The organism is Nonomuraea sp. NPDC005692, from assembly GCF_040631115.1.
In the GTDB taxonomy this organism is placed as follows: Bacteria; Actinomycetota; Actinomycetes; order Streptosporangiales; family Streptosporangiaceae; genus Nonomuraea.
The window spans coordinates 233,215-257,013 of sequence record NZ_JBEXYU010000011.1 but is presented as its reverse complement, the minus strand read 5'-3'; the positions used below and the strand labels follow the sequence as shown (position 1 = coordinate 257,013).

26 protein-coding genes are annotated in these 23,799 nt (G+C 69.6%); 13 read left to right on the top strand and 13 right to left on the bottom strand.

Annotated elements, in window-relative coordinates; all coding sequences use genetic code 11:
- The first annotated feature begins 15 nt into the window (after positions 1–15).
- Entirely contained in the window at positions 16–2,610 is a 2,595-nt protein-coding gene (locus ABZ459_RS24370) for a LuxR C-terminal-related transcriptional regulator (RefSeq protein ID WP_357974169.1), read from the top strand.
- On the opposite strand, the gene ABZ459_RS24365 is transcribed toward ABZ459_RS24370, so the two are convergent.
- Positions 2,607–3,317: a hypothetical protein gene (locus ABZ459_RS24365; RefSeq protein ID WP_357974166.1), complete on the bottom strand. Its 711-nt coding sequence runs from the start codon at positions 3,315–3,317 to the stop codon at positions 2,607–2,609. The two genes, ABZ459_RS24370 and ABZ459_RS24365, sit on opposite strands and share 4 nt — an antisense overlap.
- A 135-nt stretch (positions 3,318–3,452) precedes the next feature.
- On the opposite strand from ABZ459_RS24365, the gene ABZ459_RS24360 reads away from it, so the two are divergent.
- On the top strand, positions 3,453–4,832 hold the full coding sequence (locus ABZ459_RS24360) for an MFS transporter (RefSeq protein ID WP_357974163.1): 1,380 nt from the start codon (positions 3,453–3,455) through the stop codon (positions 4,830–4,832).
- Between the two features lie 21 nt (positions 4,833–4,853).
- Here ABZ459_RS24360 and ABZ459_RS24355 read toward each other — a convergent pair whose 3' ends face one another.
- A complete protein-coding gene (locus ABZ459_RS24355; protein ID WP_357974160.1) occupies positions 4,854–6,191 on the bottom strand; it encodes an aminotransferase class I/II-fold pyridoxal phosphate-dependent enzyme in 1,338 nt (445 codons plus the stop codon).
- A gap of 36 nt (positions 6,192–6,227) precedes the next feature.
- Between ABZ459_RS24355 and ABZ459_RS24350 the strand changes: the two genes are divergently transcribed.
- Positions 6,228–6,851 carry an FMN-binding negative transcriptional regulator gene (locus tag ABZ459_RS24350; RefSeq protein ID WP_357974157.1) on the top strand — a complete coding sequence of 208 codons (624 nt, stop codon included), beginning with the start codon at positions 6,228–6,230 and terminating at the stop codon, positions 6,849–6,851.
- On the opposite strand, the gene ABZ459_RS24345 is transcribed toward ABZ459_RS24350, so the two are convergent.
- A complete protein-coding gene (locus ABZ459_RS24345) occupies positions 6,829–7,440 on the bottom strand; it encodes an HNH endonuclease family protein (RefSeq protein WP_357974154.1) in 612 nt (203 codons plus the stop codon). The genes ABZ459_RS24350 and ABZ459_RS24345 overlap by 23 nt on opposite strands.
- A gap of 83 nt (positions 7,441–7,523) precedes the next feature.
- Here ABZ459_RS24345 and ABZ459_RS24340 point away from each other — a divergent pair, with 83 nt between their 5' ends.
- A complete protein-coding gene (locus ABZ459_RS24340; protein ID WP_357974151.1) occupies positions 7,524–8,000 on the top strand; it encodes a transcriptional regulator in 477 nt (158 codons plus the stop codon).
- On the opposite strand, the gene ABZ459_RS24335 is transcribed toward ABZ459_RS24340, so the two are convergent.
- On the bottom strand, positions 7,997–8,221 hold the full coding sequence (locus tag ABZ459_RS24335) for a helix-turn-helix transcriptional regulator (protein WP_357974147.1): 225 nt from the start codon (positions 8,219–8,221) through the stop codon (positions 7,997–7,999). The two genes, ABZ459_RS24340 and ABZ459_RS24335, sit on opposite strands and share 4 nt — an antisense overlap.
- A gap of 2 nt (positions 8,222–8,223) precedes the next feature.
- Positions 8,224–8,643, bottom strand: coding sequence for a hypothetical protein (locus ABZ459_RS24330; RefSeq protein ID WP_357974144.1), 420 nt, complete (start codon positions 8,641–8,643; stop codon positions 8,224–8,226).
- Positions 8,644–8,880: 237 nt separating this feature from the next.
- Between ABZ459_RS24330 and ABZ459_RS24325 the strand changes: the two genes are divergently transcribed.
- Positions 8,881–9,210 (top strand): CU044_2847 family protein, encoded by a 330-nt coding sequence (locus tag ABZ459_RS24325; protein WP_357974141.1) that lies wholly within the window; start codon positions 8,881–8,883, stop codon positions 9,208–9,210.
- Positions 9,211–9,237: 27 nt separating this feature from the next.
- On the opposite strand, the gene ABZ459_RS24320 is transcribed toward ABZ459_RS24325, so the two are convergent.
- Positions 9,238–9,627, bottom strand: coding sequence for a nuclear transport factor 2 family protein (locus ABZ459_RS24320; protein ID WP_357974138.1), 390 nt, complete (start codon positions 9,625–9,627; stop codon positions 9,238–9,240).
- 71 nt (positions 9,628–9,698) lie between these two features.
- Positions 9,699–10,274 carry a TetR/AcrR family transcriptional regulator gene (locus tag ABZ459_RS24315; protein WP_357974135.1) on the bottom strand — a complete coding sequence of 192 codons (576 nt, stop codon included), beginning with the start codon at positions 10,272–10,274 and terminating at the stop codon, positions 9,699–9,701.
- Between the two features lie 88 nt (positions 10,275–10,362).
- Between ABZ459_RS24315 and ABZ459_RS24310 the strand changes: the two genes are divergently transcribed.
- Positions 10,363–10,734, top strand: a complete 372-nt coding sequence (locus ABZ459_RS24310; protein ID WP_357974132.1) for a DUF4267 domain-containing protein — start codon at positions 10,363–10,365, stop codon at positions 10,732–10,734.
- 16 nt (positions 10,735–10,750) lie between these two features.
- Here ABZ459_RS24310 and ABZ459_RS24305 read toward each other — a convergent pair whose 3' ends face one another.
- From ABZ459_RS24305 to ABZ459_RS24290, 4 genes are all read right to left on the bottom strand, one after another.
- Positions 10,751–12,013 (bottom strand): MFS transporter, encoded by a 1,263-nt coding sequence (locus tag ABZ459_RS24305; RefSeq protein WP_357974129.1) that lies wholly within the window; start codon positions 12,011–12,013, stop codon positions 10,751–10,753.
- A gap of 51 nt (positions 12,014–12,064) precedes the next feature.
- A complete protein-coding gene (locus ABZ459_RS24300; protein ID WP_357974126.1) occupies positions 12,065–12,421 on the bottom strand; it encodes a hypothetical protein in 357 nt (118 codons plus the stop codon).
- A 1,173-nt stretch (positions 12,422–13,594) separates the two neighbouring features.
- Entirely contained in the window at positions 13,595–15,253 is a 1,659-nt protein-coding gene (locus tag ABZ459_RS24295) for a hypothetical protein (protein WP_357974123.1), read from the bottom strand.
- Positions 15,254–15,692: 439 nt separating this feature from the next.
- Positions 15,693–16,922 (bottom strand): helix-turn-helix transcriptional regulator, encoded by a 1,230-nt coding sequence (locus ABZ459_RS24290; protein ID WP_357974120.1) that lies wholly within the window; start codon positions 16,920–16,922, stop codon positions 15,693–15,695.
- Positions 16,923–17,023: 101 nt separating this feature from the next.
- On the opposite strand from ABZ459_RS24290, the gene ABZ459_RS24285 reads away from it, so the two are divergent.
- Entirely contained in the window at positions 17,024–17,275 is a 252-nt protein-coding gene (locus ABZ459_RS24285) for a hypothetical protein (protein ID WP_153260828.1), read from the top strand.
- Positions 17,276–17,591: 316 nt separating this feature from the next.
- Here ABZ459_RS24285 and ABZ459_RS24280 read toward each other — a convergent pair whose 3' ends face one another.
- Positions 17,592–18,155, bottom strand: coding sequence for a GNAT family N-acetyltransferase (locus tag ABZ459_RS24280; RefSeq protein WP_357974117.1), 564 nt, complete (start codon positions 18,153–18,155; stop codon positions 17,592–17,594).
- The gene (locus ABZ459_RS24275; RefSeq protein ID WP_357974114.1) at positions 18,148–18,960 is read right to left on the bottom strand and encodes a GntR family transcriptional regulator; all 813 of its coding nucleotides are present in this window, start codon (positions 18,958–18,960) and stop codon (positions 18,148–18,150) included. Before ABZ459_RS24275 ends, ABZ459_RS24280 begins: the two co-directional genes overlap by 8 nt.
- Before the next feature lie 201 nt (positions 18,961–19,161).
- Between ABZ459_RS24275 and ABZ459_RS24270 the strand changes: the two genes are divergently transcribed.
- The 6 genes from ABZ459_RS24270 to ABZ459_RS24245 all read left to right on the top strand — a co-directional run bounded on the left by ABZ459_RS24270 (position 19,162) and on the right by ABZ459_RS24245 (position 23,698).
- Positions 19,162–19,353, top strand: coding sequence for a hypothetical protein (locus tag ABZ459_RS24270; protein ID WP_357974111.1), 192 nt, complete (start codon positions 19,162–19,164; stop codon positions 19,351–19,353).
- Positions 19,350–19,664: a WhiB family transcriptional regulator gene (locus ABZ459_RS24265; RefSeq protein ID WP_357974108.1), complete on the top strand. Its 315-nt coding sequence runs from the start codon at positions 19,350–19,352 to the stop codon at positions 19,662–19,664. Before ABZ459_RS24270 ends, ABZ459_RS24265 begins: the two co-directional genes overlap by 4 nt.
- A gap of 175 nt (positions 19,665–19,839) precedes the next feature.
- The gene (locus ABZ459_RS24260; protein ID WP_357974105.1) at positions 19,840–20,004 is read left to right on the top strand and encodes a hypothetical protein; all 165 of its coding nucleotides are present in this window, start codon (positions 19,840–19,842) and stop codon (positions 20,002–20,004) included.
- 2 nt (positions 20,005–20,006) lie between these two features.
- Positions 20,007–20,228, top strand: coding sequence for a hypothetical protein (locus ABZ459_RS24255; protein ID WP_357974102.1), 222 nt, complete (start codon positions 20,007–20,009; stop codon positions 20,226–20,228).
- Positions 20,229–20,278: 50 nt separating this feature from the next.
- Positions 20,279–21,295 (top strand): DUF2637 domain-containing protein, encoded by a 1,017-nt coding sequence (locus ABZ459_RS24250; RefSeq protein WP_357974099.1) that lies wholly within the window; start codon positions 20,279–20,281, stop codon positions 21,293–21,295.
- Between the two features lie 192 nt (positions 21,296–21,487).
- On the top strand, positions 21,488–23,698 hold the full coding sequence (locus ABZ459_RS24245; RefSeq protein ID WP_357974096.1) for a cell division protein FtsK: 2,211 nt from the start codon (positions 21,488–21,490) through the stop codon (positions 23,696–23,698).
- Positions 23,699–23,799 lie beyond the last annotated feature (101 nt).

Here is a 23,799-nt window from a genome sequence, read left to right as displayed (position 1 = left end):
GTGAGAGGAGGCACGATGAGCGAGCAACTGGGGAGTGGATGGCCGTTCGTCGGGCGAGGGGGATCGATCGCGACCGTGCGCGCGGCGCTGCGGTCGGGAGCAGGCGCGATGATCGCCGGTGAGGCGGGCGTCGGCAAGAGCAGGCTGGCCGCGCAGGCGCTGGCCGGGCTCGACGGGTACGAGGTCGTGCGCGTGCTGGGCACGGAGGCCGCGTCGATGATCCCGTTCGGGGCGTTCGCCCATGTGTTGACGGGTCCGCCGCAGGGCGGCGAGAACCTGTTGCGCTGGGCCGCGCGGCACCTGCGCAGGGGAGAGGGAGAACTGCTGGTGAGCGTGGACGACGCCCACCGGCTCGACGCGGCGTCGGCGGCGCTGGTGCACTACCTGGCCGCGGGTGGGGAGGCCAGGGTGCTGGTCACGGTGCGTACGGGCGGCCCGCTGCCCGCGCCGGTGGCCGCGCTGTGGAAGGACGAGCTGCTGACCAGGGTCGAGCTGCCGCCGCTCGGCCGCGACGAGGTCGGCCAGGTGCTGGCGGGCGCGCTCGGCGGCGAGGTGGCGGCGGGGACCGTCCGGCATCTGGCGGCCGTCACCGGCGGGAACGTGCTCTACCTGCGCGAGGTCGTGCACGCCGGACGCACGTCCGGCTGCCTGGCCGAGAGCGGCGGCGAGTGGCGCTGGCGGGGCGAGCTGTCGATGACGACCCGGCTGCGCGAGCTGGTCGGCGCCCGGATCGGCCACCTGGACCAGGACGAGCGGGAGGTGCTGGAGCTGGTGGCGTTCGGCGCGCCGGTGGGCGCGGAGCTGCTGGTCGCGCTGACCTCGCCGCGCGCGGTCGAGCGGGTCGAGGCCCGCGGCCTGGTCACGGTCACCGGCGACGGCAGGCGCGAGCAGGTACGCCTCGGCCACCCCCTGTACGGCGAGGTGGTCCGCGGCGACTGCGGCACCCTGCGGGCCAGGCGGCGGCTGCGGACGCTGGCCGAGGCCCTGGAGGCCAGCGGCCTGCGACGGCGCGAGGACGAGCTGCGCGCGGCCGTCTGGCGGCTGGACAGCGGGTCGGCCGCCGCGCCGGAGATGTTGTTGTCGGCCGCGGGCCTGGCCTGGGCCAGGCGTGACCCGCGGTTGGCCGCCCGGCTGGCCAGGGCCGCGATCGAGGCGGGCGCGGGCGTGCCGGCGGTCGCGCTGCTCGGCCAGGTGCTGATGGTGCTGGGCGACCAGGACGCGGCGCTGGCGGCGTTGCGGCAGGCGGCCAGGAACGCCGTCACCGAGGGCGAGCGCGCCCAGCACGCCTTCAGCCTGGGCATGAACCTCGCCTGGGCGGGCACGGACGCCGAGGCGTGCCGGGTGCTCGACCGGGCGGCCGAGTCCCTGACCGATCCGGCCTGGCGGCAGGAGGCGCACGTCTACCGGGGCGTCGCCGACTTCTTCGCCGGTCGGCTGGCCGGGGCCGCGGAGGCGCTGACGCGGGCGCGCGCGTGCGAGCCGATGACCGTGCGCGGCGCGGCGCACGCGGCCGCGCTGGAGTCCTGGACCGACGCCTACTCCGGGCGTACGGAGAGCGCACTCGCCGTGGCCGGGCGGGCCCTGGCGGGCAGGGACGACTGGGACGACGACGCCCCGCACGCGCTGCCGGCGCTGCTGGACGCGCGCTGCGCCGCCCAGGTGTTCTCCGGCCGCCTGGACGCGGCGGCGCGGACGGCCACGGAGGGCATGGAGGGCATGGAGCCGGCGGCGGCCGAGCTGTCGGTGTCGGGGTTCGGGGCGTACCGGGCGATGGTCGGCAGGCTGCGCGGCGACGCGGCCGGAGCGGCCCGCTGGGCCAGGGAGGACGCCGCCCGGCTGCCGCCCGGGACGCCGTACCGGGGGCGGTGCCTGGCCGAGCTGGCCCACGCGCGGGCGCTGCTGGGGGAGACGGCGGCGGCGCGGGCCGCGCTGGCCGAGGCCGAGGGGCCGGCCTCGCGGTGGGCGTTCACCCGGCAGCCGGTGTTGCAGGCCGCGGTCTGGGTGACGGCCTCGGCGGGCGACCTGGACCAGGCGGTGAGCCTGTGCCTGACGGCCGCCGGGCTGGCCGAGCGGCACGAGCAGTTCGGGCACCTGATGTTCGCGCTGCACGACCTGGTGCGGCTGGGCGCGCCCGCCCTGGCGGCCCGGCGGCTGGCCGCGCTCGCCGAACGGGTGGACGGGCCGCTGGCCGGGCTGTTCGCCCGGCACGCGCGGGCCGCGGGCGACCCCACCGAGCTGCGGGACGTCGCCGCCGAGTTCGAACGGCTCGGCCTGATCCTGTACGCAGCCGAGGCCCTCGCCCAGGAGTCGGCGGCCCACCGCCGGGACGGCCGGGGCACGCTGGCCAAAGGGGCTCAGACCAGGGCGTGGGCGCTGGCCAGGCGATGCCCGGGGGTCTCGACGCCCGCGCTGGTCGAGCTGGCCGCGCCGGAGCTCACGCCGCGCCAGCGGGAGATCGTCAAGCTGGCTGCGGCCGGGCTGACGAACCGCCAGATCGCCGACCGGCTGACGCTGTCCACCCGTACGGCGGCCAACCATCTGCAGGCCGCCTACGAGAAGCTGGGGGTCAACGACCGCACGCAGGTGGGCCGCCTGCTGGCGGCGCTTTAGATCAGGCCGAGGAGGCCGGCGTACAGGGCCTGGCGGTCGCCGTCCGTCATGGCCCGGTACGGCTCGGCCGCCCGCCGGTTCGTGTCGGCCTCGATCGCGGCCCGCACGGGACCGTCCTTCAGCGCGACGATCCCGGCCGCGGTCAGCCCGGCCGCGCGCCAGGACTCGGCGTGCGCGTCGGCCCGGTGGTAGCGCAGCGCGGCGAGCCGGTTGAACAGCAGCAGGCCGGCGGGGACGGCGTCCGGCTCGTACGGCGGCGCCATCACCTCCAAGGCGCCGCCCGGCACGCGTACGGCCCGGTCGAGCACCCCGCCCACCGACACGGCGAGACCGGCCACGTCATGGCCCGCCCAGACGCGGCCGGCCGCCTCGGCGTGCGCGGCGTACAGGCCGTCCACGAACGCCCGCCCCTCGGAGGTGAGCCGCAACGCCCCGGCGGCGTCCCGTTCGAGCGTGCCCTCGCGCAGGTGGACGCCGACGCCTTCGGTGACGTCGCCGTACCGGTAGACGGCGGCGAGCGCGGCCGTGGTCACCGGGCGCAGGGGAAGCACGAAGCGCAGGTCGTTGAGGAGGCCGCAGGTCAGGCCGGAGCGCTCGGCCAGGTTCAGGACGGCTCCGCGGGCGGCGGCGTGCACGTCGACGTGGGCCGCGTCGACGACGGGGGCGATCGCCGCGGCAAACTCCCCCAACCCCTGAAATTTCGGCATTGAGCGTCATTATGGCGCTCAATCCGTAGCCCATCAGCAGGAAACCGTAATCGCCGGGCTCCAGGGTGAGGTCAACCGTCCGGCGTCCGCCGGTGTTCTTCCACCGCCCGGTTCCTCCCTCCCCTGGAGTCCCTGATGTCCCTCCGTCCTCGCTGGGCGGCCCTGCCCGTGGTGCTGGTCGCGGTGTTCATGACCACGCTGGACTTCTTCGTCGCGAACGTGGCCGTGCCCTCGATCCGCGCCGACCTGGGAGCGGGCGACGCGGCGAGCCAGTTCGTGGTGGCGGGGTACGGGCTGGCGTACGCCGCGGGCCTGATCGTCTCGGGACGGCTCGGCGACCTGTACGGGCCGCGCCGCCTCTTCGCCACCGGGCTGGCCCTGTTCACGCTCGCCTCGGCGGCCTGCGGCGGCGCGCCGGACGCGGCCACGCTCGTGCTCGCCCGGGTGGCGCAGGGCGTCGCGGCGGCGCTGCTCGCGCCGCAGGTCCTGACGCTGATCGGGACGCTGTTCCCGGGCGCGGGCCGGGCCAGGGCGTTCGGCTGGTACGGCACGGTGGTGGGCCTGGCCGGGATGAGCGGCCAGGTCGTGGGCGGGCTGGTGGTGGCCGCCGATCCCCTCGGGCTCGGCTGGCGGGCGTGCTTCCTGGTCAACGTGCCGATCGGCCTGGCGGCGCTGGCGCTGACCGGGCGGCTGGTCCCCCGCGTCGCCGGGGCCGGGTCGCGTGCGGGGCTGGACCTGCCGGGGGCGGCGCTGGTCGCGGCGGGGCTGGCGGGCGTCGTGCTACCGCTGGTCCAGGGCCGCGAGGAGGGCTGGCCGGAGTGGACGTGGCCGTGCCTGGGCGGCGCGGCGCTCACGCTGGCGGCGTTCGTCCGGCGGCAGCGGCGGCTGGCGGCGACCGGCCGGGAACCGCTGCTGGACCTGGAGGTGTTCGGCGAGAAGGGGTTCACGGCCGGGCTGGCGGCGGTCGCGCTGCTGTTCGGCACCTCCGCGGGCCTGTCGTTCGTGCTCGCCCTCCACCTCCAGGACGGCCTCAACCTCGGCCCCCTGGCCGCCGGGGCGGTGTGCACGGCGCTGAACGCCGGTTTCTTCCTGGCCTCGCCGCGCTCGGCCCGGGTGCCGCGCCCGGCCGGCCCGCTGGCGCTGCTGCTCGGGCTCGGGCTGCTCCTCCAGGCGGGGGAGTCGCCGTACCTGGTGGCGGGCGCGCTGCTGGTGGCGGGGGCGGGGATGGGGCTGATCATGTCGCCGCTGCTGTCCTCGGTCCTCGCGTCCGTACGCCGGGAGCGCGCGGGTGCGGCGGCCGGGGTGCTGGGGACCGTCCAGGAGACCGGCGGCGTGCTCGGCGGCACGGTCACCGGCGCGGTGTTCTTCGGCTCCCTGGACGCCGGCTGGCCCGCGGCCACCAGGGCGGCCCTGCTCGTGCTCATCGTGGGTGCGCTGGGCGTGCTGGCCCACTCGGTACGCCGCCCGCGCCGCCCCGAGCCGTGCCCGGCGATGTCCCTGGAGCCGAACCGCTGATCGCGGGGCCCGTCCAGGCCGTCAGCCGTACCGGCCGGCTGTGGGTGGGCGCAGGGCGGCGGCCAGGTCGTCGGCCAGGCCCGGCAGCTCGTCGGGCCGCAGCGTGGAGACCGTCAGCCGCAGCGCGGGCGGCGTGCGGACGCGGTTGCGGGCGCCGGGCGCGGCGGCCCAGCCGAGGGCCAGCAGCCGGGTGACGGCGGTGGTCTCGTCGGCGACCGGGACCCAGACGTTGAGCCCGCTGCGGCCGTGCGCCCGCAGGCCACGCGCGGCCACCGCGTCGATCAGGCCGTCCCGCCGCCCGGCGTACGCGGCGGCGACGGCCGCGGTGTCCACAGCCTGTGCACGCCACAGGTGGGCGACCGCGCGCTGCAGCAGATGGCTGACCCAGCCCGCGGCCAGCCGCTGCCGGCCGCGCAGCCGGTCGAGCGTGACGGGATCGCCGGTGACCAGCGCCAGCCGCAGGTCGGGGCCGAACGCCTTGGCCGTCGAGCGGGTGAGCAACCAGCGGGTGGTCACGCCGGCCAGGGGATGGAGGGGGAGGTCCACCAGGCTCGCGCCGTGGTCGTCCTCGATCAGCACCACGTCGGGGCGGGTGGCGAGCAGGGCACGCAGGTCAGCGGCCCGCCGGGCGGTGACGGCCGCGCCGGTGGGGTTCTGGGCGCGGGCGGTGATCACCACCGCTCGTACGCCCGCCCGCAACGCCCGGTCGAGCTCGTCCGGCAGCGGGCCCTCGTCGTCCAGCCGCATCGGGACCGGCCGCAGCCCCAGAGCGGCGACCAGGTCGAGCAGGGCCGTCCAGCCGGGATCCTCGACGCCGATCGCGTCGCCGGGACGAAGGTGGGCGTTCAGGACTCGTTCCACCGCGTCGAGGGTGCCGGAGGTGATCGCCAGCGGCGCGGCGGGCACGCCGTCCGCACGCAGGCGGGCGGCGGCCAGGGAGAGCAGCTCCTCGTCGTCGCCCGTGCCGTACATGGCCGGGCGCTGCTCGTGCGCCCTGGCGGCGGCGGCGAGCGCCTCGTGCAGCGGCGGCAGCAGGGCCGGGTCGGGGTTGCCGTGCGACAGGTCGCGCACGCCCGGCGGCACCTCGATGCGGATCTCCTCGCGGGTCGTGGTGGCCGGGCGCGGCCGGACCCGCGTGCCGCGCCGGCCCGCCGTCTCGACGATCCCGCGCTCCCGCAGCAGCCGGTACGCGGCCGCGGCGGTGTTCGGGCTGACCTCGGCCGTGGCGGCCACCTCGCGCACCGGCGGCAGGTGCGTCCCGGGAGGCAGCAGGCCCGCGGACACGGCGGCCTCGACGCCGGCCGCGATCTCGCTGGCCGTCCCACCGACGATCCTGTATGTTTCTGACACAAAATACATTATGTACTAATACAAAGCCCGGCGGGAGGATTTCACGTGCTCATTCATCCCTGGGACGCGGCACGGGACGACGACGAGTGGCGCGCCTGGCTGGCCACCCGCGACTTCGGCCAGCTGGCCGCGAACGGCCCCGACGGCGGTCCGCCCGTCGTCGTCCCCACCCACTTCCTCTTCGACGGCGCCGCGGAGGTGCTGCTCCACCTGGCCAGGCCCAACCCGGTGTGGGCGGCGATCGAGCGCGATCCGACGGTCCTGCTGAGCGTGCACGACGACTACGCCTACATCCCCGGCGGATGGCGGACGGGCGACCCCGAGACCGGCGTGCCCACCAGCTATTACGCCTCCGTCCAGCTCACCTGCCGGGCCGAGGTGGTGGACGACGCCGAGGGCAAGGCCGAGATCCTGCGCCGCCAGCTCGCCCACTTCCAGCCCGACGGCGCGCACGGCGTCGTGGCGGCCGGCGATGGGCCCTACCACCGGCAGCTGCCCGGCCTGCGCGGGCTGCGGCTGGCGGTGGTGGAGGCGCGCGCGAAGTTCAAGTACGACGGCCGCCACCCCGCCGAGGCCCGCGAGCGCGTCGCCGGTCTGCTGGCCGAGCGCGGCCTGCCGGGGGACGCCGGAGCCAGGGAGCAGCAGCTCAGGCGGATGGCTGAGCGCTGAAGCAGGTGCGCAACATGCGGATAAGGGCCCGTTTCTCCCGGTAGGTGATGGTCAGCCCGTAGTGGTGCTTCACGGTGATCCAGGCCCGCGCGTACGTGCACCAGTACGACCTGCGCGGCGGCCGCCACGTCGCCGGGCTGCTGCCGGCCTTGTCCAGGTTGACCGACTCGCTGACGGCGATGAGCTCGGGCCTGGTGAGATCGTTGGCGAACGCCTGCCGTCGTTCGTCGGTCCAGGCGTTCGCGCCGGAGACCCACGCGTTGGCCAGCGGCACGAGGTGGTCGACGTCGATCTGCTCCTCGCTGTGCAGGGTCAGGCCGTCGTACTCGCTGAACCAGGTGCCGCGGACGGCCTCGCAGTCGACGTCGGTCGTCACGGACACGGCGTCGCGCCGCAGGACGACCTCCCGCGTGTCGCACGCGCCCTCCGCCTCGGTCCAGGACGGCATGAACCGCTCGTGCGAATACCCCCTCAGCGAACGCGCCTCGGCGACCACCAGCTCCCGCAACTCGCCCCGGGCGCGGACGACCGAGGTCGGCTCGGGCAGGACCAGGGGCAGGAGCAGCAGCGGCCACATGATGACGATCATGGATCCAGCATTAGCAGCCCACCCCTGGTTGCTCCTAGTATTTGACGACTCACAAAGAGTGATGTCGATGGAGAGGGTCCCACATGCAGTCGCCGGGCGGTCCGGGCCGGGAGCAGCTGCTCGACTGGGTCGAGCGGGTGGCGGACTTCGTCTCCGAGGAGTGGGGGCTGGCTCCGATCACCGGCCGCGTCCTGGGCTGGCTCATGGTCTGCGACCCGCCCGCGCAGACGGCGTCCGACATCGCCGACGCCATCGGCGCGAGCCGCGCGTCGCTGACGACGACCATGCAGCTCCTGACGTCGATCCGGCTCGTCCACAAGCTGCGCAGGCCGGGGGAGCGCAACGTCTACTACCGGATCGAGGACGACGCCTGGTCGAAGGTCCTGCGCCAGAAACTGGCCGCGTTCACGGCCTTCGACGCGCTGGCCGAGGAGGGCCTGCGGCTCGGCTGGACGGACGAGGCCCAGACCGCCCGCATCCGCTCCGCGCACGACTCCATAGCGGCCGTCGCCACCGCTCTCGACAGCCTGTGGAAAACCGACGGGCCTGTGGATAACTAGCCTTCGGCGTCCGGATACTGGAAGACGTCGTCCAGGGGCACCCGGAACACCCGGGCGATCTGAAAGGCCACCTCAAGAGAGGGTGAATACCGGCCCTGCTCGATGGCGATGACGGTCTGCCGCGTGACGCCGACCCGCTGGGCCAGCTCGGCCTGCGTCATCTCCCCGTGCGCGAACCGCAGAGCCCTGATGGAGTTGGTGACCTTGGTCGGTTTGCCCATGCCTACAGGCCCCTCCGGTAGGCGACGAGCCGCAGCGGGGTGGCCACCAGAGTGGACAGGACGAGTGCGGCGTAGATGGCGTTGGCGATCCAGAAATGGTCGGCTTCCGCCATGGTCAGGCCAAGGGGGACCACCATGGAGGCCGCGAGGACGACGCCTCCGACATGTTGGGCGGAACGGTTGATTTCCCTGTCTCGCACGTCGCTCTTGTGACTCTCGCTGGGCTTCACGATCTCGACCACGATACGGCCCGCGATCGACAGGACGATGCTGATCCCGATCGCCCACGCCATCGGCGCGACATAGGGGACGGCGCTGAGCGGGCCGTCGCCGGCCCGGCCCAGAATGACGATGACGTAGGCCACATAGCTGCCGACCGTCGCCACGAGATAGACCCAGGCGCCCTTTTCCTCGTACGACATCACAAGCAGGAAAGGTAAAACAATCTAGACACCGTGTCAATGATTTCAGACTTGTCCACCACTGTGGACAACCATCCCCATCCTGTGGATAACTTCGCGCCATTCGTGTGGCAGTCCGCAGGAGCCCTTCGCGCGGGAGCCCTTTGCGCGGGCCGGGCTCATCGCCGCGGCGAAAGCGCCTCCGCCGGGCGGGCCGGTCCACCATGCTTGCACCTGTCCCAGGACAGGAGGGCAACCATGCGCTACTTCCTCGAGGTCCCCCTCGACGACGGCGGCACCGTGCTCGTGGAGGTCAACGAGCGGCCCGGCGACGAGCCGCTCCCCGCCGGGCGGGCCCGCGCGGCCGTCGAACGTATGCCGGAGGCGCTGGGCGCGGGCCTCCAGCGCGTCCAGACCTTCGCCACCGACGTCCTGCGCCGCATGCGATCATGCCCGGAGCCGCCGGACGTGGTCGCGGTCGAGTTCGGGATGAAGCTGACCGCCAAGGCCGGGGTGGTCGTCGCCGAATCGACGGGGGAGGCCCACCTCAAGGTCACCGCGGAGTGGCGGAGACCGGAAGGCGGCTGATCCGGCCTTCCGTGGAGCGTGCGCGGGTCACGCCTTGATGGCCGTGCCCTGCGCCGAGACCAGCCGCCAGTTTCCGTCGGGGCCGGCGGCGTACACGTGCGTGTACCGGCTCCCGGCACTGAACGTGCTGCCATCGGGGTTCGTGAAGTTCATCCCCGTACGCCCCACGACGATCCCGACGTCCCCGATCACCCGAACGATGGCCTCGTCCGGGAACGAGTCGATCTTCGGGAACTGCAGGCTTCCCGACGTCACCAGGTCGAGCAGGACGTCCTTGCCGGCGACCGTCCCGTCCTCGACCCCCACCAGGACGAAGTCGTCCGTCAGCAGGTCATTCAGGTGGTCGTGGTCGTTGGCCACCAGGGCGTCGAAGAAGCTCTGGTCCAGCTCGACCAGGGTGGTGCGGTGGATGCTCATGGGTGTCGTCCGTTCTCGTCGATGTGCGGGCAACGAGGGTAGACGTTGACGCCGGTGACAAGGTCAAACCGTCAGGCCGCGAACCGCTTCAGCAGCAGCTCCAGCCGGCGGTCGTGCTGCTCGGCCGGCAGCCGCCTGCCGCGCATGAGCGTGACCAGCCCGTGCAGGGCGGCCCAGTAGGTCTCGGTGAGCAGCGGCAGGTCCTCCCCCTCGCCGACGTGCGGGCGCAGCCCCTCGACCAGCTCGCCGAACGCCGCGTGCAGGGCCGCGGGAGCCTCCGGCGTGGCGAACGGCAGGTCGACGTTCTGGCTGAAGATGACGTCGTAGAGCGCCGGACGCCGCTCGGCGAACGCCGTGTAGGCCGCACCGACGGCCGCCAGGGCGCTGCCGGCGTCGGGAGCCGCGGTACGGGCCGCGCGCAGCTCGTCCGCGAGGATCACGCAGCCCTCCACGGCCACGGCCGCCATGATCGCGCCCTTGCCCTTGAAGTGGCTGTAGAGCACCGGCTGGCTGTACTCGATGCGCTCGGCCAGCCGTCGCGTCGTCACCGCCTCCCAGCCCTCGGCCTCGGCCAGCTCGCAGGCGGCCGTGATGATCAGCTTCTCGCGTTCCGCACGTTCGCGCTCCCGGCGCGCATGGATCGACATGCTCTGAATTCTAGCACCGCTAGCGCTTCTGTCATCGTTCTGCTAGCGTCGTCCTTGTTCCTAGCAACGCTAGCTCTTGGAGACGGACATGCTCACCACCATTGCCTACGGCCTCGCCATCGCCCTCAACCTGATGGTCGTGTTCATCGGCGCGCGCTTCCTGTTCGTCCCGGTCGCCGCGGCCGCCGGCTACGGCGTCCCCGCCAAGCAGGACGGCGACCGGGCCTACCTGACCATCAAGGGGCTGCGCGACGGCACGTACGGGCTGCTCGGCCTGGCCCTGCTGGCCTTCGTCGGCGCCCAGGCCGAAGCCTGGTTCATGCTGATCGTCGCGCTGCTCCCCCTGGGCGACACCCTGATCGTGCTCCGCAACGGCGGCACCAAGGCGGTCGCCTTCGGTGTGCACTTCGCGACCGCCGTCGCCCTCCTCGTCAACGCCGCCCTGCTCTTCGCCGTGTGACCCGGCGGTCCCGGAGCTACCCCGCCGTCGCCGTCCGTACGTCCCGCTCGATCTCCCGCCGGGACGTGCGCAACGGCGAGAACCACATGACCACCGGACCGGCCAGCATCCCGGCCGAGAACACGAGAAGCGTGCCGCGCATGCCGATCCCGCCGGCCAGCGCCCCGGCCAGGACCGCGCCGACCGGCGTGGCGGCCCAGGTGAGCCAGCGGGACGTGGCCGCCAGCCGGCCCTGCATGTCCTTGGGCGTCAGGAGCTGCCGCAGACTGCGCTGGGTGCTCTGGAAGACGAGCGTGACGATGATCATCAACGTCCACGAGACGCCCACCACGACCTGCCCGGCCAGACCCGGCCCCACCAGCCCGATCGACCCGCTGCACAACGGGTACGCGAAGGCGGCCCCGAGCAGCACGCGCGGCATGCCGTACCGGTCGGTGAGCGGCCCCGCGATCGCCCCGGCCGCCAGCCCGCCGGCCATGCTCACCCCGAACACCAGGCCGGTGGCCAGCCCCGACCAGCCGAGCTCCCGTACGACGTAGTTGACCTCCAGCGCGCTCAACCCGGCGATGCAGAAGCTGACCGTGGCCATGTAGAGCACCATCGGCCCGATCACACGATGGCGGACGACGTACCGCAGCCCCTCCCCGATCTGCTCGCGCAGCCGAGGGGCCCGCTCCTTCCGCTCCGGCCTGGCCTCCGGCGACCGGATCAGCGCGAGTGCGAGCGCGCCTCCCAGGTAGGACAGCGCGTCGGCGAGCACCGCCTTGGCCGGCCCGAACAACGAGATCAGCACCCCGCCGACCGGCTGCCCCGCCATCCCCGCCACCGTGACCGTGCTGGTGAGCTTGGCGTTCCCTTCCATCAACCGCTCGGGCCCGAGCAACGTCAGCGGGTACGTCTGGTAGGCGGGCGTGAAGAACACCTCACACGTCGCGACCACCAGCGCCACGGCGTAGAGCTGCCCGAGCGTGAGCGTTCCGGCCACGGCTGCCAAGGGCACCGTCCCCATCGCACACCCCGACATCAGGAACGCGACGATCATCACCGGCCGCTTGCGCCACCGATCGCTCAGGGCCCCCGCCGGCAACGACGCGAACAGCACCGGCAACCGCCGCGCCGCCGTCAGCAGCCCGAGCTCCACCGGCGAGGCCTCCAGCACGAGCCCGGCGACCAGGGGTAACGCCAGATAGGAGATCTCGTTGCCGAGCGAACTGGTGGTCTGGCTGCTCCACAGGAGCACGAAATCCCGCTGCTGCCACAACGACACCGCCCTCGACATCCGCGACATTCTGCCACCGCACGCCCGTCGCGGCGAAGGCCGTTTCCGGTGCTAACTCGCCAGCCACCCGAGGTCCGGCGCCGGGACGTCGAGGACCGCCCCTTCACGGATGTGCCAGCATCGCGCCTGACCGCGCTCGTCGGTGACCACGAAGACTCCCCGCGGCCGGTCCCCGTCCTCGTCGACCGGCGGGAGGGCGGCCAGCTGCTCGACCCGGGCCCGGATCTCGTGCAGCGCGCCCTCTCTGACGTCGCCCCCGTAGAACAGGTAGAGCGTCCAGTTGAAGGGCTTCGCCGGCCACGCCCAGCCGCCGGAGTAGGGGTCGTCGTCCCCGATGATGCGCTCGGCGTCCGGCTTGTGAGCGAAGCCCAGCTCAAGCCACCCTCTGACCGAGACGTACATCCCCATGCCCCGATCCTACGAACACCCTGTGGACCGCCCCCCTGCCGCCGCCGATGCCTAACTCTGCGGTGGCTTCCAGATGAGAACGGCCCATCTGGCACCCTCGGGCGCCTCGACCTTGATGCTCCGGACAGCCACGTCGTCGGGGATCGTGCTGATGCGCACACCGTTGGGCCCGATGGAGCACTGATGAGGGAGCTGAGATCCGTCTATGCGGACCATCATCGTCCCGCTTGCTCCGACGCAGTCGACCTCGAGGCGAAACGACGTGCCCATCTTGACCCTCGTGGTCCAGCGGCGGTTCTGCCCCTCCTCATCGACATGATGAAGCCAGACCTTGCCTTTGACGCCTTTCGAAAGATCCGCGAGCGCGCGATTGACAGCGGGTGGATCGATCAAAGCCCGAGGCGGCGATTCCCTTTCTGAGCTCTGCTGTCCTGGAAACGAAATCGCACAACCACTCAGGAGCGAGGCGACGGCAATGGCCGCAACATATCTGCGCATATCACCCCCAGTTGATCAACAAGGCTACGGCAGCAAAACGCTCCGCACCAGCCACGTTCGCCGGATCATTCCGCCTGCCTCGCCCACCCAAGGGGCAAGCACGCCAAGGCCCTGGACTCAAGGCCGGAGCTCCCCAATGGGGGGGAACGACCTTCAGCCCAGTCAGCGCCGACGTGCCCTACAGGCGTATCGAGGAGCTCACCGGTGAACGCGAGCCATGGAACGCCACGCCCCCAGGGCCGTGCATGTAATGGGGCCGACCGGAGGTCGGCTACTGGTGGGCTTCCACCGAAAGGGATAAGGGTGCATGCCTGCGGCGAGCCAGCCGAATCAGCTGCTGGTCGCCGTCTCTACTAACGCAAAAGGCCCGTCCGAGGAATCGGAACGGGCCTAGGAGTTGAAGTGGGGCTACCAGGACTTGAACCTGGGACCTCTTCCTTATCAGGCAACTCGAACGCAAGCTCTGATCAACGGATGCAGCCCGTTGACCTGGCAGAGATGATTGCCAGCGTCCGCCAACGTTCGTGATCGTCAACGGCGATTGTCACTCAGTCTGTCACTCAGGGGACTCAGGGCAGAGCCTGTGGCCCTAGCCAGCGCTCTGTGCTCGTACGCGAGCAACCTGTGCAACCTGAGGGCGTTATACGCTCAGCCGTGCTCGGACACATCGTCCCATTACCTGTCCACGTGAAGGGCCGATGAGATCCATTGCCAAAGCGCAAGGAGAGGTGCGTCAGGCTTTATATCTGCCACGAGCAGTGTGACCAATGCCACTAGAAGCGACGCCAGCGAGACCCAAATCGCGATTCGGCTCACTTTTATCGTGTCTATTGATGTGCCGAGCGATGCGACCGTTGAAAGCACTTCCCGATAGTCTTTGTCTATGGCGGCCAGTTCTCGGGCTCGAAGGGTGTACTGTGCTCGCCACCTGTCAACCAAATCAATGGGATCTGGCTCCTTCTTTCCCGCTTCTCGCAGCGCTCTAGCCAGGCGCGCTGACGTATTCAAGGTAAACCGAATGTCGTTTTCATGCCTCCATGTGCGTGCGTTAAAGGATTCTATATCGCGAGTAAGGCTACTCACGTCGAGACTCAGCGTGAGAAAATCCTCCCGCAGTTCCCTTAGACGCCGCCCTCTGAAGCGCCCATGGCGAGTGCGGGATTTATCGCGCAGCTCAGCATATTTAGCATCGAGAAATTCAAGAAGATCCGCAATGGCTAGGAGCGCCAGAAACTCGCGCAAGGCTTCGCCTAACACATATGTAATCGCACCGTCTATGCCATCGCTGTATGCACTTGTATCACCGACACTCTCCGCGATCGATTTGCGTTGGCCCCACAGCGTCCACGCCTTCTCATCCTTGAAAGTTGCACAGAGACCAGTATCCACCTTCTCCAACATGAGGCCGGGAATGTTTGAGCATGTGATCGGATTGACATTAAACCGACTGAGCCCGAGAGCTCTGAGCGCTGACGAGAAATTCTGATCTATTTCAGATTCCGCGAAGGGGTCGAATCTATCCAGCAATAGCAGATCAGTTAATGGCTGGCATTGGGAGTTCCGCGCAAAGACGCCCGGCATCTCTCGCCGCAGCCAAGATCGAGCCTTGCGGTGGACTGATCTTCTTGCTTCCTGCGTTCTCCGAAGACCCGCCCAGTACCTGTCTTCTGGATGCAGACGACCCTCTTTCCAAACCAATTGGGGTTCATGGTCGGCATGCCAGACGTCATCGAGATGACGTAGCGCTGTGGCGCTCAGGCGGAATTGAGCTAAGACAGCTGTAAGCCCTTCGCCAATCTGGAGGCCATGTATCTCTATATTGCTGAATTCCGTAGGCAACTCTTGGCGCATTGTTCTGCCAGGCACACCCGGAGATCCTTCAGCAGCGATATCTCCGATTTGCCACCATACCCATCCCCTCCCCGCGCGAGAGCGCTCCAGGATTTCCTGATTAGACTCTCCCGGCCTATAACGCGCCCGTCCCTTATCCCAGGAATGCCTTTCGATCGCTCTAGCGAGATCACTGATATGACTAGGAGGAAATAGTTCGATCACCCACACCACAGGCATAGAAACGCGCTCATCGGATGACACGCTTATATTGTGAAGTGGATCATCTCGACTCCGAGCAATATTCCTCTCATGCACATTGAACTGCAGAAGTTGGTTAATAAAATAGTTTAGCCCCGCTCTGACTGGGCGCGGAATGAACTTCCTTGCTCGCCTGCCGAGGAGGAAGTTGATAACCGAATACGGCAGGTCATACCATCGATTCCCTTGTCCAATTCCGGGCACCTTCGCATAGGCCTCCTGCAGATAGTCGGTCGCATTCATGAAGTCACGAGGCGTCTTGTCATTTGATTCGACGCGCGCGTTAGTGTGTCTGCGCCCAGCAGGATAAGCCCCTCGGGTAGAGGACGCCCCATTCGGTCGCCCTCCTCTCTTGTTACGCCTACTCTTCGCCGCTATTTTTTTGGCTCGCCGTGCCATTGGTTCACTTCGATCCCTGTGTTGCTAGCGAGTGTGCCTGTCGCCCCTCGCGATGCCGATGGTTATTAGACCTTCCCAGCTGAGGGAACGCGCCAAATACCGACTGACTCAAGGGCAATCATCGGGGCTTGGAGGCTGTAACACCAGGGGGCGTTACGACCTTCCATCAGTAGCCATGGCTGGAGTGGCAGGGACAATGAGGCCTCGAAGCGTCCCAAGGTCCCGTTGGCACCGTTGCACTTCGGACACCGGTGAGGGACGAAGGGACAGCAGGGACACGGCCTTAACGACTGCCATGTGCCAGTGCCGCCGTGATCGTCTTCGCGCCGGACGCGCTCGCTTTCGCGATCTCGTGGGCGGCACGTCGAAGTTCCTTCACTGCATAGGCGTTGAGAGTCACTGCATCCTGCGCCACGTCCGTAGCAACGGTCGTTGCGGCTTCGATATCGCCCTGCAGGATGTGTGCTCGTGTCAGACACGCTCCGTACCATGCGCGGTCACGTCGGTAGGACTCCGGCAGCGTAGAGAGGCCACGCATGATGAAGTCGGTGGCGCGGCGGCCGTCGCCGAGTTCGAGTTCGGCCATGCCGCGTTGCATGAGGAACCAGCCCTCGTCGTAGAAGTACATCCAGGGTGGTTCGTCTTCGGGGTGTTCGGCGGCGGTGCGGATGAGCTCTTCGGCTTCGGCGAGGCGGGTGCGGGCCTGGTTGGCCTCGCCCATCTGGGCGTGGCCTCGGCCGGCCATTTGGGCGGCCATGCCTTGGACGCCGTAGGTCGTGCGGCCGTCGTGCCAGCGGGAGGCTTCTGCCAGGCGGATGCAGCGTTGGGCGTCTCCGAGGCTCCAGGCTTGGTGGGCGCGCATGTTCAGGGTGGTGGAAGCGAGGCAGGCGTCGCCGGCCTCGACGGCCCAGGCGTGGGAGCGGTCGTACCAGGCCAGGGCGGCGGCATGCTGGCGGGAGTCCTGGCACATCCAGGCGAGGAACTGAGCGTACTGGGCCAGGGCGGCTACGGCGCGGTCGGCGAGGGGGCCGCGGGCTCCTCGGGCGAGGTCGGCCACGGTGGAGAGCTGGGCGTGGATCAGGGGTAGGAGAGGGCGGCTGCCGATCGTGTCCTCGACGCGGCGGTGTTCGGCGAGGCAGTGTTCCAGCCATTCCACTGTCGCCACGTCGACGCGGGAGGGGTGCTCGATGGCGCGGGTGATGCGTTCGTAGAGGTCGGCGTCGGGGGCCAAGGTGGGGAGGGCGAGGGCGGGGACGGGCTTGATGATGGTGCCGAACAGCTGGTCTTCGGTCAGGCCGAACGCCTTGCAGTAGAGCTGGGTGTAGAAGGCGTCGGGGCGGTGTTCGCCGGTCTCGTGGCCTCGGATGCGGCGGATGACGTTCGGCAGCTCGGGGAGGGGTTTGTCGGAGGCTCTGGCCAGCTGTTGTGCCAGCTCGCGTTGGGACCAGCCCTTGCTGTTGCGGGCGGCGAGCAGGCGGCCGGCCCAGACGGGGGCCGTTGCGTTGTCGCTCATCCGGTGCACCTCCGGGGACAGGCGGACACGGGGGCGGACAGCGGGGTTCGCCGCTCAGTGTCCTCTTCTGACGTAGTACCGCGCGTGGCTCTCATGTAGTCGTGCACCAGGACATCGATGGTTTCTACTCGTGGGCTGCTTGCGATCAGTACGGCCGTGGGTCGTGCGGCATAACAGGTGAGGCCGAGCAGGCGGCCGCGCTTCTGCGGCAGGCGCTTGAGTCGTTAGCGCCCGGTGCCACGGGCTCGGTCCAGCTCGTGCATCTCGACCGGTACGCATCGAACCCCTCCTACATCTACGGCGCGATCGTGCTGCGTCTTCGTAGCGCGAAGACCACCGTCGCCAACGGTTGACGCCGAGCGGACGTGAACGCCAGATCAGCCGTCGCAGGAGGCGACCGCGGTTGCCTCCTGCGCGCGAACCGAAGGCAAGCCCTCATGTACGTGTGGACCCCGCATGTCCCGTACGGTCCGCGTCCTGTCCGGGTGCGGGAGATCTCGTGTTGCGGTGAGTACGAGTGGTGCTGCGAGGCGGGACAGTTCCTCATCCGTCGCCACAGCGAGGAGAACGGGTACGAGGAGACCGCCCGAGGGCGCCACGCCACCGCTCGCCTTGTGTGGGCCGTACTGATCGCCGCGCACAGGCACAGGCAGCGCAAGCCCTGATGGCTCAGACATCGGCCTGGGCATCGGCGTCGACGATGTTCTCGACGGGGGTCGGGACCGCCCGCCGCTGGAAGCAGGCCCCCGAGTCGCGTCCCGCCACCTCGACGGTCCGGACGTGCTCGAAGCCCTGGTCCAGGTAGTAGCGCTGGAGTCCGTGGTTGTTGCGCCACACATCCAGGCGGAGCCAGGGGAACCCCCGAAGTGCGGCCTGGTTCACTGACCAGTTCACGATGTCGGCCCCCAGGCTTTCGCCTGCCCGGTCCCGTGCCAGGAGGAGCTTGTACAGGTAGAGGGCCGGCCCGTCGCTGTCGGGGTTCCAGAAGTCGAGGTCCGGCCGGGTGTTCAGGGTGACGGTGGCGATCACGTCGCCGGCGTCCTCGAACACCCAGGTCTCGCGATTGGCGATGTTGCGGCGGATCTTGTCCCGGCCGACCTCGTCCCACTTGGCCGTCCACTGCTGGATGCCACGTCTGGCCAACCAGCGTTCGGACTCGGCGCGCAGCCCGATCACGCGATCGGTGTCGCTCTCCACGGCGAGGCGAGCCGTCAGGATGGGGCGTTCAGCCATCGCCGTACCCCACTTGGTAGATGTACTTGGACCCGTTGCCCGGTCTGATCTGATGCAGCACCAGTACCGGGTTACCCGATGTGGTCAACGTAGTCCGCACCACTTCGAGTACGGCCATGACGCCTGACAGCTGGAGCCGTTCCGTCTCCTGCCGGGAGGCGATCCGCGGGGTCAGCTCATCGAAGTGGTCCCGCATCGGACACCCCAGGTCGGCCAGGACCTGCGCCGTGTTGACGCTCTCCGGCTCCATGATCCGAGTGTCCTTCACGCAGTTGTACGCGTAGTAGGAGTCGGCCAGCGATTCGGGCTCGTTGGCGGGCTCGCCTGGGCCGGGGCCGATGTAGCGGACGCGGCTGCGTACGACGACGCGCTCGTTCTCCGGGATGCCCAGACGCTCCGCGACCGGTGTTCCAGCCACCATGTGGCTGCCGGGCAGGATGCTCACGCTGATCGTCTGCCGGTGGGAGTAGCCGGCGGCCTCGACGTCCGCCGTCCAGCCGTCCGTCTGGACGTTCTCCAGGCGTTGCGGGTCCTGCCACTTCGTCATGTGCCAGGTCATGCACAGCGACTCGCGGACGTAGAAGCCCTTTTTCGGGACCGCCACCACCAAGCCCTCACCGATGAGCGCCTGGTACGCGTGCCGCACGCTCAGCGACGACACCTGCTCCTGCTCCATGAGCTCCGACGTGCTGGGAAGCCGGTCCCCTTCGGCGTACTCGCCGCTCAGGATGGCCTGTCGTAGGTCTTCGGCGATCCGTGCCGCCACGTCTCCGCGGAGCGTGTCGCGCCGCCTCTGGCTGGGCATGTTCGCGCCCCTCTCATTCGCCTTGTTCAAACAAGTATGCCAGCAGTGATTGACGCTGCTTGTTCGCCTTATTTAAATAAGGCGCACCAGGGCATGATCAGCCAAGCTGACCAGCCCAAACAACGAAGAAGCCGGGGTGCGGTCCCTAGTCGCCAAACCAGTCCCGCACCCCGGCGCCCCTTCTAGAGAGGTGTCCTCATCATGACCCACGGGTCCAAGACCATGCGTGTCGTCCCTGACGACTTCGCCGAGCCCGTCCAGTGGTTCTGTCTCATGTGCGACAGCGTGGAGGAGACCACGCCCGACGCTGAGCCGCCGTCGCCGCCGATCTGCCCTACCTGCATCCGCCTCGCTCTCGTCCAGGCCCTGCGTGCACTGGGGGTGGAGCTGTGAAGGATCAGCGCGACGACGACCTCACCGACTTCCTGGACGACCTCATCAACGCCAAACCGGTCTGCGACTCCACTCAGGCCGTGCTCTTCACCGGCCCGGACATCGAGACCGACGAGGAGCGATGGGTGCGGGAGGCCACCGCCAAGGCCATCTGCCAGACCCGATGCCCGGCCCGTGCCGCGTGCCTGTCCTACGCCATGGCGCTCGACCCGGAGGAGGGCGTCTGGGCGGGCTACACCGCAGAGGAGCTGCGGGACTTGCGTTCGCTCCTCGCCTTCCTCCTGCGCCGCCGTACGAACGAGGTGGCGTGATGGCCACCCGATTCCAGTGCTGCGAGTGCGGCAAGCGGACGCGCAGCCCGTTCGGGTGCCGTTGCGGCGGTGGCCGGCCGATCCAGCGCTGCGTCATCCATGGCGTTCGCGGCCAGGCCGGGTGTCGCGTCTGCCGGATGCTCGTCCGTTCCTGCCACTGATCGGAGACCTGCCCATGTCCGGCGACCAACGTCCGAACACCATCACCGACCAGCAGTGGGCGCGACTCCAGGCCAGCGCCCGCAAGGCCAACCCGCGCCTCGATCGGTTCTCCGACCCGGAGGCGATCGAGCGCCGCAAGCAGTCCGCCCAGCAGTTCAAGAACCGCCAGTGGAGCTGACCATGATCACAGTCCTCGTCTACCTTCTCGTCTTTCTCGCCGGTGGCCTGATCGCCGAGCTGCTGCGCGTCGGCCAGGAGCGATTCCGTGTGTGGCAGGTCGCCCGCCTGACCGTCCGGCAGGGCGGCTCACCGAATCTCATCGCCCGGTTCTGGGCCAGTCGTCCACAGAACTGGTGCGCCAAGCCCGGCTGCCCGCGCTGCTGGGGACGGCGGTGGAGCTGATGAACCCGACCCACGAACGCCCTACAGACCCGCCGAACGGAGCAACCGTCATGAACGACCAACCTGCCGCCGGCCCACGCCCGCTGTCGGAGGGAGAGCAGACGCTGATCTCGGTCACGGCCGCCGCAGTCGGCGTGCTGGGCCTGGTCGGGTTCGTCATCTCCTTCGCCACCGTCATGAACACGGCCAAGCCCACCTTCGGAGCGCTCGCCTTCCTGCTGCCCTTGGGCGTGGACCTGGGGATCGGCGTGTTCTCCGCGCTGGACATCGTCCTCGCCCGGCTGGACATGCGGGTGCGCTGGCTGCGCTTCATCCCGTGGACGCTGACCGCCGTCACCGTCTACCTGAACGTCGCCGCCTACACCGGTGTAGCGGGCGGGCCCGACTGGTTCGCCGTGATCGCCCATGCGATCCTGCCCGGCCTGTGGGTGGTGGCCGTGGAGATCGGCACACATGCCGTACGGGAGCGCGCCAACCTGGCCAACCCGTCCCGCCGACTCGACAGCATCCGCGTCTCGCGGTGGGTGCTGTCCCCGCTTCCCACGTTCGCGCTGTGGCGGCGGATGGTGCTTTGGGAGGTGCGCTCGTACCCGGACGCGCTGAACCGCGAGCGTGACCGCTTCCTGGCCAAGACCGACCTCCAGGACCGGTACGGCCGCCTGTGGCAGTTCAAGGCCAGCCGACGCGAGCGCGCTCTGTACAAGCTGGGCGAACTGGCCCCGGCCCCGGTCCACATCGAGAGGATGCGTCTCACACAGCCTCTGGCTCCCCAGCGTCCGGCTCTGGCCGCCGCACCCGACCGCAAGCCATCACCTCGCAAGGGCAAGACGCGCAAGACCGCTCGGCCAGCCGTCGCCCCGTCCGAGGTGGAGGACCTGATGCCGCTGGGCTGGCAGATCGCCGCCGACCACGAAGCCCGAGGCATCGCACTGACCCGCGACCGGCTGCGCGACGCCATCCGCCAGATCGGCCGGTCCATCTCCACCGACCGCGCCGGAGCGCTGCTCGCCCGTCTGCGGTCCGAAACCGGTCCGACCGCCGAAGAGACCGGACGCGAGGCGGCTTGATGGAACGTTCCATCGCCCGCCCTTCGACCTACGATCCACCACACGCACCGACCACCCACACCAGCCAGGCGGAAAGCGGTCCGACCGCACATCGTCCCTGCTCAAGCCAGTACGGGACGCGGCCTCATCCGCCAAGACTCCGGCCGCGCCCCGTAACCCCGCCCGCAGTTACGCACACGAGGTGCACACATCATGACTCATCACCCGCACGAGCACGAAGACCACACCGAGGAAGGCGATGACGTCAACGCCTTCGACCGCACCGAGCACGGCGGCGAGGTGGTCCCGCTGCACGCGGTCCGCCGACGAGCCAACCGCGCGGACGACCAGGAGCCGGACCGCGACGAGGATGAGTTCTTCGACCGCGAGACGATCGCGGTCGAGGGCACGGTCCTCGGCCCGCCGGTCGACCCGCCGGACGACGACGTGCCGTACCGGTCGAGCACTGACCAGCGCCGTGCCCCGATCGTCCCGGCCACCCTGCGCTCTTGGAAGGCCACGCGCTCCATGCTGGTCTGGGCAGCCAAGGACGCCGCGTACGTCGTCGGCTATCACGCCGTCCGCTCACCCAAGTACGCCGCCAAGGCCACCCTCTACGCGCCGGTCGGGTTCTTCCGAGCCACCGGCAAGCTCCTCCACTGGGCCACAGCGGAGGAGGGCAACTGGGCACTTCGCCAGTACGCCGCCGACCGCAACGACCCGGAGACCTGGCTCAAGCTGGACAGGCAGCGCCAGCGGCAGTCGCGGTGGCGCTGGTCCGTCCTGGTCTGCCTCGCCGTGACGGTCCTGATCGGCCTGCTGGTGTTCCTGCTCGCAGACATCCCGACCTGGGGACGCCTGCTGACCGTCGCCGTGGCCGTGCCATTGCTGGCCCGTGCGGGAAGGCCCACGGACAAGCCCATCACCGACCGCGTGTCCGAAGGGCCGCGCTACCGCAAGCTCACCGCTGAGCTGGTCCGCCGTGCGCTGCTGTCCTGCGGCATCTCTGGCATCAACCAGGCCGTGAGCAAGGACCAGCACGCCATCAGCTTCCCGCAGGACATCCACCGCGACGGCCCCGGCCACCTGGCCATCATCGACCTGCCGTTCGGCGTCGAGGCCGCCGACGTGGTCGCCCGGCGCGGACGGCTGGCCTCCGGCATGCGGCTGCCGCTCGACCAGGTCTGGCCCGAGCCCGGCGACGGCCACCCCGGCCGCCTGGCCCTGTGGGTCGGCTACGAACCCGCGTCCCAGATGAAGCAGCCCGCCTGGCCCCTCCTCAAGGACGGCAAGGTGGACGTTTTCAAGCCGTTCCCGTTCGCCACCACGCCGCGCATGGACACGGTCAACGCGGCCCTGATGTTCCGCAACTGGCTGGTCGGCGGCCAGCCCGGCTCCGGCAAGACCTTCGCTCTGCGCCTGGCCGTCCTCGCCGCCAGCCTGGACCCGCGCGCAGAGCTGCGCATCTACGAACTCAAGGGTGTCGGCGACTTCAAGGTCCTGGAGCCGGTCTGCACCGAGTACGGCAACGGCTTCGACGACGAGACCATCGCCCGCTGCTCCGGAATGATCCGCTGGCTCTACAAGGAGTGCGAACGCCGCTCCAAGCGCATCGCCCACTACGCCCAGCTCGGCAAGGCCCCGGAGAACAAGGTCACCCCGGAACTCGCCTCACTCAAGGACTCCGGCCTCCACCCGCTGATCGTCGCCATTGACGAGATCCAAGAGCTGTTCCTGCACCCGAAGTACGGCAAGGAAGCCGGAGAGATCCTGGAGAAGGTCATCAAGCTGGGCCGCGCCCTGGGCGTGATCCTGCTGATCGGTACCCAGATCCCCGACAAGGACAGCCTGCCGACCGGCATCACCCGCAACGTCAACACCCGCTACTGCATGAGCGTCGCCGACCAGGTCGCCAACGACATGATCCTCGGCACCTCGATGTACAAGAACGGCTACCGCGCCACCATCTTCGAGCCGGTCAAGGAGGCCGGCTGGGGCATCCTGTCAGGCCTCGGCAAGCCCGCCGCCCGCCGCTCCTTCATGGTGGACACTGACGCGGCCAAGCAGGTCGTGGCCCGCTCCATGCAGCTGCGAGGGTTGGCCGGCACCCTGCCCGAAGAGGGCACCCAAACCCGCACCGACGCACCCACGTTCGACCTGCTGACCGACGTCTCCCAGATCTGGCCCGCAGGCGAGACGGCCGCCTGGAACGAGACCCTGTGCTCCCGCCTGGCCGAACTCCGTCCCGACTTCTACACCGGCTGGGCCTCCGAACAGCTCACCACGGCACTCAAGCCGCACGGCGTACCCGTCCAGGCGATCGGCCGCCGCATCGACGGCAAGGCCATCACCAGGCGCGGCATCCGCCTGGACGACCTCACCGACGCCATGGCGGAACGTAACCGCCGAACTGGCACCGAGTGACCCCGCCGGAGGGTGCTAGCGCTAGCGGCTGACCCTGCTATCGCTAGCACCCCCGCTAGCACCAGAAATAAGCCCTGGCCAGGGCGTTAGCACGCTAGCGC

Coding starts and splice junctions, on each gene's coding strand:
- ABZ459_RS24315 (WP_357974135.1), bottom strand. CDS start 10,274: ATGTCGATCCATGCGCGCCGGGAGCGCGAACGTGCGGAACGCGAGAAG.
- ABZ459_RS24320 (WP_357974138.1), bottom strand. CDS start 9,627: ATGAGCATCCACCGCACCACCCTGGTCGAGCTGGACCAGAGCTTCTTC.
- ABZ459_RS24310 (WP_357974132.1), top strand. CDS start 10,363: ATGCTCACCACCATTGCCTACGGCCTCGCCATCGCCCTCAACCTGATG.
- ABZ459_RS24280 (WP_357974117.1), bottom strand. CDS start 18,155: ATGGCTGAACGCCCCATCCTGACGGCTCGCCTCGCCGTGGAGAGCGAC.
- ABZ459_RS24305 (WP_357974129.1), bottom strand. CDS start 12,013: ATGTCGAGGGCGGTGTCGTTGTGGCAGCAGCGGGATTTCGTGCTCCTG.
- ABZ459_RS24255 (WP_357974102.1), top strand. CDS start 20,007: ATGATCACAGTCCTCGTCTACCTTCTCGTCTTTCTCGCCGGTGGCCTG.
- ABZ459_RS24355 (WP_357974160.1), bottom strand. CDS start 6,191: ATGTATTTTGTGTCAGAAACATACAGGATCGTCGGTGGGACGGCCAGC.
- ABZ459_RS24290 (WP_357974120.1), bottom strand. CDS start 16,922: ATGAGCGACAACGCAACGGCCCCCGTCTGGGCCGGCCGCCTGCTCGCC.
- ABZ459_RS24245 (WP_357974096.1), top strand. CDS start 21,488: ATGACTCATCACCCGCACGAGCACGAAGACCACACCGAGGAAGGCGAT.
- ABZ459_RS24335 (WP_357974147.1), bottom strand. CDS start 8,221: ATGGGCAAACCGACCAAGGTCACCAACTCCATCAGGGCTCTGCGGTTC.
- ABZ459_RS24365 (WP_357974166.1), bottom strand. CDS start 3,317: ATGCCGAAATTTCAGGGGTTGGGGGAGTTTGCCGCGGCGATCGCCCCC.
- ABZ459_RS24345 (WP_357974154.1), bottom strand. CDS start 7,440: ATGATCGTCATCATGTGGCCGCTGCTGCTCCTGCCCCTGGTCCTGCCC.
- ABZ459_RS24260 (WP_357974105.1), top strand. CDS start 19,840: ATGTCCGGCGACCAACGTCCGAACACCATCACCGACCAGCAGTGGGCG.
- ABZ459_RS24360 (WP_357974163.1), top strand. CDS start 3,453: ATGTCCCTCCGTCCTCGCTGGGCGGCCCTGCCCGTGGTGCTGGTCGCG.
- ABZ459_RS24370 (WP_357974169.1), top strand. CDS start 16: ATGAGCGAGCAACTGGGGAGTGGATGGCCGTTCGTCGGGCGAGGGGGA.
- ABZ459_RS24330 (WP_357974144.1), bottom strand. CDS start 8,643: ATGTCGTACGAGGAAAAGGGCGCCTGGGTCTATCTCGTGGCGACGGTC.
- ABZ459_RS24250 (WP_357974099.1), top strand. CDS start 20,279: ATGAACGACCAACCTGCCGCCGGCCCACGCCCGCTGTCGGAGGGAGAG.
- ABZ459_RS24325 (WP_357974141.1), top strand. CDS start 8,881: ATGCGCTACTTCCTCGAGGTCCCCCTCGACGACGGCGGCACCGTGCTC.
- ABZ459_RS24340 (WP_357974151.1), top strand. CDS start 7,524: ATGCAGTCGCCGGGCGGTCCGGGCCGGGAGCAGCTGCTCGACTGGGTC.
- ABZ459_RS24300 (WP_357974126.1), bottom strand. CDS start 12,421: ATGGGGATGTACGTCTCGGTCAGAGGGTGGCTTGAGCTGGGCTTCGCT.
- ABZ459_RS24295 (WP_357974123.1), bottom strand. CDS start 15,253: ATGAATGCGACCGACTATCTGCAGGAGGCCTATGCGAAGGTGCCCGGA.
- ABZ459_RS24270 (WP_357974111.1), top strand. CDS start 19,162: ATGACCCACGGGTCCAAGACCATGCGTGTCGTCCCTGACGACTTCGCC.
- ABZ459_RS24275 (WP_357974114.1), bottom strand. CDS start 18,960: ATGCCCAGCCAGAGGCGGCGCGACACGCTCCGCGGAGACGTGGCGGCA.